Here is a 10,569-nt window from a genome sequence, read left to right on the forward strand (position 1 = left end):
TGAAAGTTGCCCTCACCTGGCCGGTCGACCTCGCTTCGCTAATAGGCGCTGGGCGCGCTCAATGTTCTTTTCGATGTCTTTACGGCTCGGGTCAAGGCGCAGGACCATCTGCCATTCGGCGATGGCCTTCTCAAACTCGCCCCGGTTTGCGTAGATCACACCCATGTTCTCGTAGGCATCCGGATCGGTGTCATCAATTTCCTTTACTTTGCGGTACTCTTCGGCTGCCTCCAGGTACATCCGGTTGCGGAAATAGGCGTTGCCCAGGATGCTGTGAGCCTCTTTGAAATCGGGGTACTCCTCTACCACCCGCCTGAATTCGGCGATAGCCTCGTCATATCGCTCGGCGTGGTAGAGCCGCAGACCTTTCAACAGCACTTTTTCTCGCAACACCTTGTCCGGCTGTCTCTGCGCTGGACGAGGCGGGGGCACCTCTTTGCCCTCCACGACGTGGTGGGGCCGCGTGTCCTGGCGACCATTGCCACCTTCGTCTGGAACTGGTTCCTCGAGGGCCTCCAGGAGCTCGGCAAATGCCTGGTCGTCGGCGTCCACAGTTCGCTCAGGGAGCAACTCCTCTTCCGGTGCCGCCGGAGGCGGCGGGCTTTCCTCCCAGAACTGCTCTAGCTCCTCAAAGGCAAAACCCGCCTCTTCCACTTCCGGGCCGGCATGATCCGACGGGGGAGCATATTCTTCCTCCGCCGGAGTTTGCTCCGCAGCCGTCAGCCCCCCTTCCTCGGCGCTCGCCAAGAGCTCCAGCCATTCGTCACCGCCAATCAACCCCTCCGCCTCCTCGCTGGTTGCTGGAGTAGCAGCGAGGTCCTCAACCTCGGCAGGTTCCGGGGCGACCGTGGCCTCCTCTTCACCCAGATCTGGAGAGGCCGCGGCTGGCTTGCTGAGCAGTTCTTCTATTGGTTCAGTCAATAGCTTCTCCAACTCCACATCCGGGAGTGCCACGGCCGGTGCCTCAGGTTCAGGCGACGGCGTTACCTCCGCGCGTGGGGTCGTTGGCTTTTTCACCGGTCCGGCTGGCCGGCCAGGCGGTTCTTCGCCCTTGGATCCCTTGCCAGCTGGCGGGCGAACCGGCACCAGAGGAACCTCCAAGGGTTGGGGCTTTTCAATTATGACTCTCCCATCCAGCGTCAGCAGAGGCGTGCCGGGCGGTTTCATCCGCCGCGCCGTCCCGCGCCGTGCCACAAAGGCCTCGCGAAGCTGACGCGTGTTTAGACGGCTACGCACCAACTCCTCGTAAATTGCCGCCTCAGGGATTGACTCGAACCCATACTTCTCGGTGGCCAGCTCCTCGGCAATGCGCTTGGCTCCGTACTCCGGGTGTTCGCGAATGATGTCGTAGATCTTGGTCTTTTCCTCGATGCTGAGGTGCCTGGCCTCAACGGGAAGCACTGAGGCATCGACCTCTACCGCCTCCACGCCACGCTCCTCAAACAACCGACGGTATTTGCTCATCGCGTAGATGGAAATACCTGCCTCCGCACAGGCATCCCGCAAGCTCCTGCCCGCCTCCAGGAGGCGATAGGCGCGTTTGGCACGCTCCAGCTCAATGCTCTCGGCGCTGGCCTGCTCCTTAATCGCCACCAGGGTAATGTCGTCGCTCTGGGGATTGCCCTCGGTGAATGAGTGCAGCTCATTCTTCAGTTGCTCCACGAAGGCGTCAACAGGCAAGTGGCTATAGTCCCTGACCACCTGCAACAACCGCTCGTCACCAAACATCTCGCGCTGCGGGTTCATGGCCTCGGTGATGCCATCGGTGTAGAGGATGAGGATGTCATCCGGCGCCAGGCGGATGGTGTCTGACTGGATGGTGCGCCTAAACAGGTCTTTTTCCGGCAGGGCGATGCCGATGGGGAATCCCTGTGGGTTCAGGTAGTAGGTCTTGCGCGTCGCACCGCGGTAAAGGATCATCGGGTTATGACCGGCGCTGGCGTAGTTGATCCGGCGTCGCTTGGAATCGAGGATGGCGTAAAAGACCGTGACGAACATCCCCTTCTTCATGTCATTGATCACAAAGTCGTTGACGCGCGCCAGCACCTCCGCGGCCGAGTAGACCCCACGGGCCTCAGTGCGCAGGGCCGTGCGGATCATGGTCATTACCAGAGACCCGGGCACCCCCTTGCCCGAGACGTCGGCCACGGCAATGCCAAGCGTGTCACGGTCCACTTCCACAAAGTCAAAGTAGTCACCACCCACCTCTTTTGCCGCCTCGTAGAAGGTGGCCACCGAAAACCCCTCAATCTTGGGCAGCTCGGTGGGCAAGAGGGTGCGCTGGATTTCTTGGGCCACCTGCATCTCTTTGCGCAAGCGCTCCTGCTCAGCGAGGTTTTTCTGTGATTCGCGCAACTTGGTGGTGATGTCGCTGAACGCCTGCGCGATCTCGCCCAGCTCTGTGGACGCGTCGATGTCCAGCTCGTCTTCCACTTCCTCGTGCCCGAGCGTGCGCACCCATTGCGCCAGCTTGCGGAAAGGATTGAGCACCACGTAGACCAACAGGAAGGTGCCCACTACGCCGATGGCAAGCACAATCAGGGCCAGGCGGAGGCTCTCGGCGCGTCGGCTGGCCGCAAGGGAGTCGGCCACCTTCTTGCGCAGCCACAGGTGAGTGTAGCCCACCACCTTCCCCGTCTCCTGGGCATGCAACGGGTAGGAGATGTCAATGACCTCTTGCCCCTCCCAGGCAAAGATCACCGTGTTCTCGTCCACGCGACGGAGCCGGGCTGGGGGAGCAAATTGCGTGTACAGGAGCGGTGAGGAGACCGATGCCGCCCGCACCGTGCCTGCGGAGTCCACCATGAAGCACTCCACCACCAACTCAGGAAATTTGCTGACCGTGCTCTGTATCTTCTCCCCAGCGCTGACCTCAGTGGTGAAATCGATCTCTTCCCCTTTGATGTCACCGGCAATGCTTGTGGTGAGGGTTTGGGCCATGGGCACCCCGCGCCCAAGCACCTCACGAAGCGCGTTGTCGTCTTCCTGGCTGTAGAAGTACAGGTACCCGGCGGTGACAATGAGGGTCACCGCGGCACAGGCAATCGCCGAGTAACGCGCTTTGAGGCTGAGCGAGAGGGTGGGCAGGTGGAGGCGACGGGCCCGCACCGGCTCGCGCCGCTTGGTCAGCCGCAGCTCGTTGCCTTCCTCCGTCTTGCGGTAGTCGATGGAATCCAGGAGGCGGCGCATGATGAAAATGCCCAAGCCGCCCTTCTTGCCGATGCTCACATACCGCTTCAGGTCGGGCGGTTGCACGCGCCGTGGATCGAAGTACTTCCCCTGGTCGATGAGCACAAACGTCAGGCTATTGCGCTTGACAATTGCACGCACCGTGATGGACCCTTCCCAGTCACGATAGGCGTGCTTGATGATATTGGTGGTTGCTTCGTCTATGGAGAGCTTGAAGGCATTGATGACCTGCTTAGAGAATCCGTACTTCTGCCCGATCTTGGCCACAAAGTCGCGGATGTCGGCCAGGTAATCAATGTGAGCCGGGACGACCAGCTGCTCTTTTATGGGCGTACGAAGCACAGCCTGCTACCTCTCCGGTCGCTGGCGCCCTTGCGCCTTGGCTATCTGTTCCTTGGCCGCGTCGATCCCCTGCAGGATACGCCGCACATAGGGTTGTTCGCGGTTTGCCTCTTCGAACTTTTGCAGCGCTTCTTCGAATCTGTTCTGTTGATAAAGGCGGAAACCTTCGCGGTACAAGTCCCGGGCCTTCCCCACCGGCTCCACGTCCTTGGCTAGGGCTCGCTCCAAAGCCTCTTCGTAGTGCTTGCGTACCACCTGGTTCTGCGGCTGGAACTGCATAGCCCGCTTGAAAGCCTCTGCAGCGGCGGCGTAGTTGCCGTTGCGCCTCTCTTCCAATCCCTGACGGAACAGATTGTCAAAATTCAGCTCTTGCGTTAAGCGAGCGATGCGCCCCTCTACTAAGCTCACCAGATCGGGTTGCCCTTCGGCGATTCTGGCCGCCTCGCGATAGATGCGGATGGCCTCGTTGGCCCCACCCGGCTTGCGCGCCTCGCGCTCGGCGTTCTGGATGACCGCCTGGGCTGCCGCCCGTTGGTCCTGGACCGCCTTGTCCCGGAACTCGCGAGCTTGCGCGTTATCCGGGAATTCTTCCAAGATGCGGTCCAGTTCGCGAATAGCAGCCCCGAAGGCATTCTCCGCCAGGAAGGCCTGCGCCTTTCTGAAGTGCTCCTCGACGAAAGCCTGCCGCCGCTGGATCTCGCGTTCTTGCGCCCTGCGAGCGGCCTCCTGGGCAAATTGTTCCTGCAGGCGCTGGTCGGTGAGACGCAACTTCTCGCGCGCCTCCTGGCGCGCCTCCACAAGGTCCGGGTCCAGGCCCACACTGTCGGGGATGGAAAGGACCCTGGTGAACTCCCGGAAGGCCACGTAGTAATCGCCGCGGTCCAGTGCGGCTTGGCCCTCGCGCACTCCGCTGAGAATGATCTGCCGGCGCTCCCACTCACGACGGGCCCGCATCTCCTCCTCGATTTCCTGCGCCCGGCGCAGCTCCGCCCGCCGTACCATCTCCTGCTTGGTCAGCCCGAATGCAAACGTGATGGACACGCGGTGGTTTGGCGCCACGTCGCGCTCGGCAAACCAGCCGTAGGAATAGTCGATCTGAAAAGAGCTATACGCCAACCCGGCACCGAACGATGGCGCGCCATTGTTTAACCCGGCGCGCACCATTGCCGTTCCCCGGAACAGGTACTCACTGCCCATGCGCAACTGCACGGGGACGCCCTCAGATTTGTCGATGTCCAGGTACACCGCCAAAGCACTGCCGTCACCGGCGGTCCGAAAAGCTCTGGCCAACCCGGCACGCACAGTGGCCGGCAGGCGTTCCGGTGCCGCCACCACCTCACCTTCCGCACCGGCCAGTCGGAGCCTTGGACCCACCAGGTTGCACACTGACACGCCTACCCGCAGATCGCGGAGCAAAAGGTTGTCAAAGCGCGAAATGTACACCAGGCCAGCGTCAGCACCGAGCGCGCTGGCAGCGAAGCCGGCAAGTTCCTGCCGCTCAAGTTTGCCGGTCACCCCCATCGATAGCCAGGGGAGGAGCTGCTTGGCATAGGCCACCAGAATCTCTTGCTGCTCAAAGCCGAAAGTGCCTTCGGGCTCATTATGTGTGCTGCGGGCAGGAACCCCGCCGATGCCGATGCGAGCATAGCCAAACCCCACAGTCCCCACATTCCGCGTCGGCAGGACCAATCCCAGCGCCTGGAGGCTTGCTCCCCACGGAAGATTGGCGTAGAAGGTCACCACACTTTTGCGCTCTAAAAGGTCCAGCGCGCTCGGATTCCAGAACAAGGCCGTAGGATCACGGGGGTCAGCCACACAGGCCCCACCCAGGCCCAAGGCCCGTGCGCCTATCCCATACGTGAAAAGATGACGCTGCCCACCCATCTGGCCTCGCACCAGTCCGCAGCTCGCCGCCACCAGCAGCGCGGCGGCTATCATACGTCTTTCTATCATAACTCGCACACCCACGTCTGCCCTCAATGGACCAGGCCTATCTTGGTGATGGCCTCTTGGCCGTCGCTGGTCACAATGCGCGCAATGTAGATGCCGTTGAGCACCCGTTGGCCACGGTCGTTGCGTCCATCCCAGAACACTTCGCCCTCGTGGGGGCCTGCCTTGCCCTGGGGGCTGTTTTTGGAAAAATGCCTCGACCAGACCAGCTCGCCGATGAGGGAGAAGATGGAAATGGTCACGTCTGCATCTGCGGTAAGGTTGTACACAAACGTGGCCACCGGCCGATCTGGTTGCCCAAATGGGTTCGGGTAGGTGCCGAAAGCTTTAGAGAAATGGCCCTGGACCACCACCCTGAAATCCGACGTCAGCCGCATGGCCGGTGAAAAGTTGCCCAGGGTATCAGTGACCGTCACCAGTTGACCAGACACGCCGTCGCGAACAATCACATGCAGGGCTGAGTCCACAGCCAGAAGCAGACGCTGCGCTCTGGTGTCAGGAAGAAGGTCTACCACCAGTTCAACCGAGTCGGGGACGCTGCCCCACAGTGTATCCACAGCCCCCTGGGTAAAGTCCAGAACCAAGGGATTCATCGCCGGGATGTCATCAAGCTGCACGAATGGCCGCCACGGTTGACCTCGTCGGACCGCGGCCAGGCGCGAAATGGTCTGGCGCGGAGCCAAATCTTCGCCGTGGGGGTCGCGGAGCTGTACAACCAACTTCTCTAACAGGAAAAAGTTAGCGCGCTCCAGGGCAGGGTTGTAGAAGCGAAGCCCAAGCAAAGGAATGCCTGTGCCTCCTGTCATGGCCGACGTGCGGCGGTCGACCTGGTAGGTGCTCAGTTGCACAAGTGCAGCTACCGTCTGCACCACTAATGTGGCGGTAGAGTCCGCCACCTCGGCCTTGGTGTCGGAGTACTGGTCGAGGCCTACTGCGAGCAGGTCCACGCGCAAGGTGTCCCATTGCATGGTGCCCAAGAGCGGGGCGCGAACAACCCACTGCACCTGGGCGATTTCACCTACGGGGGCTTTTTCCTTTTCCTCCTGAGTGGCGAATCCAGCCGGAAGAGAAAGGCGGAAGCGAAAGTCCTCGGCATTCTTGTAACCCGCTTCACCGAGGTTGTCCACGAAGGCTCGTACCACGAACTGCTGGCCCACGCGCACGCGGCCTGCCGTTGCGTCGGCAGGGGCGACTATGGCAACCCTGCAGACCAACCGTGCTTTACTGACCGTGGTCACCGCTACTTTGTCATCGGGGTCAAGAGGAGTGGTAACGCGCTGCCCCGAGTTGACGTCGCGTGGCCAATCCAAGAGTCGGAAGCCGAACTGCTCTGGTGCCCCTGATGGCGTCGCCGGTGCGCGACAGTTCCACACCACCACACCGGAAGCGCTGGTCTGTAGCAGAGGCTCTTGCACCTGGTAGTGGGTGCCCGGAGGAGTCATTTCGATGGCAAAAAGGTCGCCTGGGAGCAACCCTGCTTCGCCCACCACATCCACGACAGCACGCATCTGGAAGGACTGCTCGGTGGAGAGGCGCCGTTCTCGCGCTGCATCGGGCGGCAAATAGAGCTCCGCGCGCAGGCGGAAATCGGCCCTCTTCTGCAGAACCACCAGCAAGGCCTCGGAGGTGGAACTGAGCACCAGATCGGTACTTCGCCAATCGCGGCCCAACGCCGTTACCCACAACGTGTCGGGCAGCCCGGTGGTGAACGGTGGATTTGGCGCCTCTACGCGCCACTGCACTACCGCATGATCCCCGCTCACCAGGCGTTTGCTCCAAGTCTCGGCATAGTACCCCTCATTCGACACGCGCAACACGGCACTCAGAGTATCCCCGGCCACGCGGGCGGAGGTGATTTGGGCAGTGACGATGAACGTCTGCCCCGTGGACAGGGTGCCATCCACCGCCCCTGCTGGCTCGGCGATAAAGACGGTGTCCACCCGCACGAAACCTCTGTCAAGGGTACGGACATTGAGGAAACTCTCCGCATTGGAGACCTGGACGCGCGTGCCTGTGTTCTCGTCGTCGGGGCGATCGATTATGGCCACCTTCAGAGTGGCAGAGGTGGTGAGTTTCGGCGCGGCGCGCAGCCACCAGTACACCGCCGCTCCCGGCACGAATGTCTTAATGGAATCCGGTTCGGTGGGATCCAGGGAGCACCCGGTCTGACCGAAGGTGAGCTTCAGCCTTCCATAACCGGTTGTCCCCGCTTCACCGGTATTCCGTACGATGGCCTGGAGCTTGAACCTTTGTTCGATCGAGAGGTCACCGTTTGCGGCCCCTGCCGGCTCGACGATGACCAGCGGGTCGAGGGCAAGGATCGCCCGTTTGACGGCCACCACTTCATGGGTGGCCTCGCCGCGGACCTGGTTGCCGGCGCCGTCCACGCCCCATGCAACCACAGTGAGGACGGCGGGGTGCAGATCCGGATCGGAAGGCGCACGTACCGTCCAGGAGACCGTCTGCGGCGAGGTGGTAATCGACCGCACCGAGTCGGCGCGCAATTGGTAGCCGGACCCCACCGGGAGGCGAAGCACCGCACGGCGCTGGCCCAGGTCCTCGGAGAAGGCTACCTGCGCAGAGAGCACAAAGTCCTGCTCGGTGGAGAGTGTGTCGTCGGTTGCACCCGCAGGCCAGCTCACCCACACTTTGCCCACCACCACCCCCGAGGCAACAGTCTCAACCACCAGGGTATCCAGTCCTTTTGCCACGGCCGCTTCAAAGCCAGTATTCAGATCATGAGGCTTCCGGTACAGGGCCAAACGGAACACATCTCCTGAGCTTGGCCTCTCCGGGGCAAGACAGGCGATCTCGGCCGTGTACGTCGCGCTGCTGCCAAGCTGGAACGGCACTTCAAGAGGTGTAGCTGAGGTGTCGTGCGGTGCGATAAGACGATACCCTTCCGGAGGCGTCAGCATCAGTGAGCCGCTGTCACACGAGGCCGAGCCCAGGTTGCTCACCGTTGCCAGGAGGCGGAACTGCTGCCCCACGGTCAAAACGGCAGACGCCTCCTCCAACGCCAAGTCCACGCTCAGGTTAGCGGGCCGCTGTACCAGGACTATCGCCTGCTCCAAGAGCGGCTCGCGCATGATACTTGCCGGAATGCGACTCTCGTGGGCAATCGCCGACAACAGCCGCACCGTGAAACGCTGCGGCTGCACACGTTCCCTCCCCGGAGCCGTGACCTCAAAGAGAAGCGAGTCAACGCCGTTGGGCTGGATGTGCGGAATCACCAGCACCGAATCGGCCACCCGAAACGTCGTGTCAGGGGGCGTGAGCAGTACCCGCACGCTGTCCAGCCCTTCCCGCCCCTGTTTTTCTTCGACGACCACCTTGATGCCAAACTGCTGACCAGTGTTGACGAGGCCAACCCCCACTTGGGTCACATTCTTCGCCACCACCTCGGTGCGTCGCACGCGCGCCACGGCCGCTGCCTTCACAAAGAGGCTATCCTCGGCCACCAGGTGGTAGGACTCACCTTCGGCCCCCACGTTGGCATCGTAGGCGGTGAGGTTCACGCGCACCACTGCCATGCCTCCCAGAGGGCCGGTGCGCCGCACCGTGAAGAGGTAGCTATCGGCTGCGCCACCCGCAAGCAGATGCCCCCCTGCTGTGGTCAGCCCTGCTGGCGGCAGTACCTCGTAGGTCGCCGTTTGGTCCGCCCCCTGGATGGCCACGGTGAGCGCTGCCGCTTTGGGCGGGACGAAGGACAGTCCTGCCTGGCCGTCATTTCGCAGGCGCACCTCCACCTGCCAGGGCTCGGTGCTTTCCGCCAACACCGTGTCCCGCGAGAACACCATGCCGGCCACCCGTGGGATGGGCGGCGTCTGGACAGAGCCGGCGCAGCTATCCCACGCAGCCGGTGCGATCTCCGCCGGTGCGCCCGTATTCTCCCCTATGGCGTTTCTCACCAAGCCCTTGAACTGAACCGCACCCGTGTACTCTCCCACCCTTAGCACAAAGGTGGCAGCGGCGCTGTCGGGCGCGCCCCCCAGCCTCGGCAGCGTGACCGTCACCGTGTCCGGAATCGTTGCCCCGGCTGGAGCTACGCCCAATTGCACCGCGACAGTGCTGACTGACTCAGAGCCGAGGTTGTCTACCACTGCGCGCACCTGTGCCGGCCGCCCGGTGGTTAGGTAGGGTGGATTGGGACCCACCAAGCACAGGCGCCGCAGGCGAACGCGCGCCGGCGTGTCGATGATGGCCAAGGCAGTGGCATCCAAGGGTGGGGCCACCTGCGCAGTAAGCCCGCTCGCCGCGCCTCGTGCCTGTTGCACCTCCGACTGAAACTGTTCGCCTTGCGCATGCGGCAGCATGTCTGCGCGCAAGGCAAAGGTAACAGTATCTGTACCACCCACCGGAATCACTGCAATCGTTTGCGGAGGCGGCGCGACTGAAAATTGCGTCCGCAAACCCACACGCACATCGACCACATCCTCGCCACCCACATTTGCCACGACCACGTCCACGGCAAAATCTTGCCCCACATTGACACGGGCAGTGCCGTCAGCGCCCACGTTTGGTGCGCGGATCGTGGTGGAGACAATCTGTACCCGGGCGGGACTTGCCACGTATACGGTCCCGTCTCCTGCAACCTTCAGCTGCCGTGTTGGATCGTTCTGGTCGCGACCCCCGAGCTCCACCAGAATCTGGCCGATGCCTCCCCGTACGCCCGTCTTGAACACGGTGTACTCAAGGATACGCTCCTCTCCACCAGACAAAGTGAGGCCACCGCCCACAAACTCGCGCGGTGCCCCGATGACGTAATCCTCCTGCGTCTGGCCTCCTATGCGGAAGACCACGTCGGAGGCCGCAGGCGTATTGAGCGCAACGGCCGCGCTCCCTGTGTCCTTAACCGCTACCCGCACGGTCCAAAACGGGCCCGTCTGGCCCGCGATCACCGTGTCCGGCACTGCCACCACGCTGGTTATGGCCAGCCCCGCTGGCTTCTGTGTGTGGACCATAGCCACGGTGTCCTGGGCCGCTTCTGGAGGCAGAATGGTCACCGGGAGACCGGTGTTTGCTGATTGTGCGGAGACCAGACGCGCCGCAATTGTTTCCGTCGTGTCGCCCACCGCACCGGCGGTA

3 protein-coding genes are annotated in these 10,569 nt (G+C 62.4%); all 3 read right to left on the bottom strand.

Annotated features, from left to right (window positions below):
* Positions 1–12 precede the first annotated feature (12 nt).
* The 3 genes from ONB25_12100 to ONB25_12110 are packed head-to-tail and all read right to left on the bottom strand — an operon-like array spanning position 13 to position 10,445.
* Positions 13–3,531 carry a SpoIIE family protein phosphatase gene (locus tag ONB25_12100; GenBank protein ID MDZ7393627.1) on the bottom strand — a complete coding sequence of 1,173 codons (3,519 nt, stop codon included), beginning with the start codon at positions 3,529–3,531 and terminating at the stop codon, positions 13–15.
* Positions 3,532–3,537: 6 nt separating this feature from the next.
* Positions 3,538–5,484: a PorV/PorQ family protein gene (locus tag ONB25_12105; protein ID MDZ7393628.1), complete on the bottom strand. Its 1,947-nt coding sequence runs from the start codon at positions 5,482–5,484 to the stop codon at positions 3,538–3,540.
* 23 nt (positions 5,485–5,507) lie between these two features.
* On the bottom strand, positions 5,508–10,445 hold the full coding sequence (locus tag ONB25_12110) for a hypothetical protein (protein ID MDZ7393629.1): 4,938 nt from the start codon (positions 10,443–10,445) through the stop codon (positions 5,508–5,510).
* Between the last annotated feature and the right edge of the window lie 124 nt (positions 10,446–10,569).

The sequence above is a fragment of the candidate division KSB1 bacterium genome (assembly GCA_034506335.1).
Lineage (GTDB): Bacteria > Zhuqueibacterota > Zhuqueibacteria > JANLFK01 > Oleimicrobiaceae > Oleimicrobium.

Coding starts and splice junctions, on each gene's coding strand:
- ONB25_12110 (MDZ7393629.1), bottom strand. CDS start 10,445: ATGGTCCACACACAGAAGCCAGCGGGGCTGGCCATAACCAGCGTGGTG.
- ONB25_12105 (MDZ7393628.1), bottom strand. CDS start 5,484: ATGATAGAAAGACGTATGATAGCCGCCGCGCTGCTGGTGGCGGCGAGC.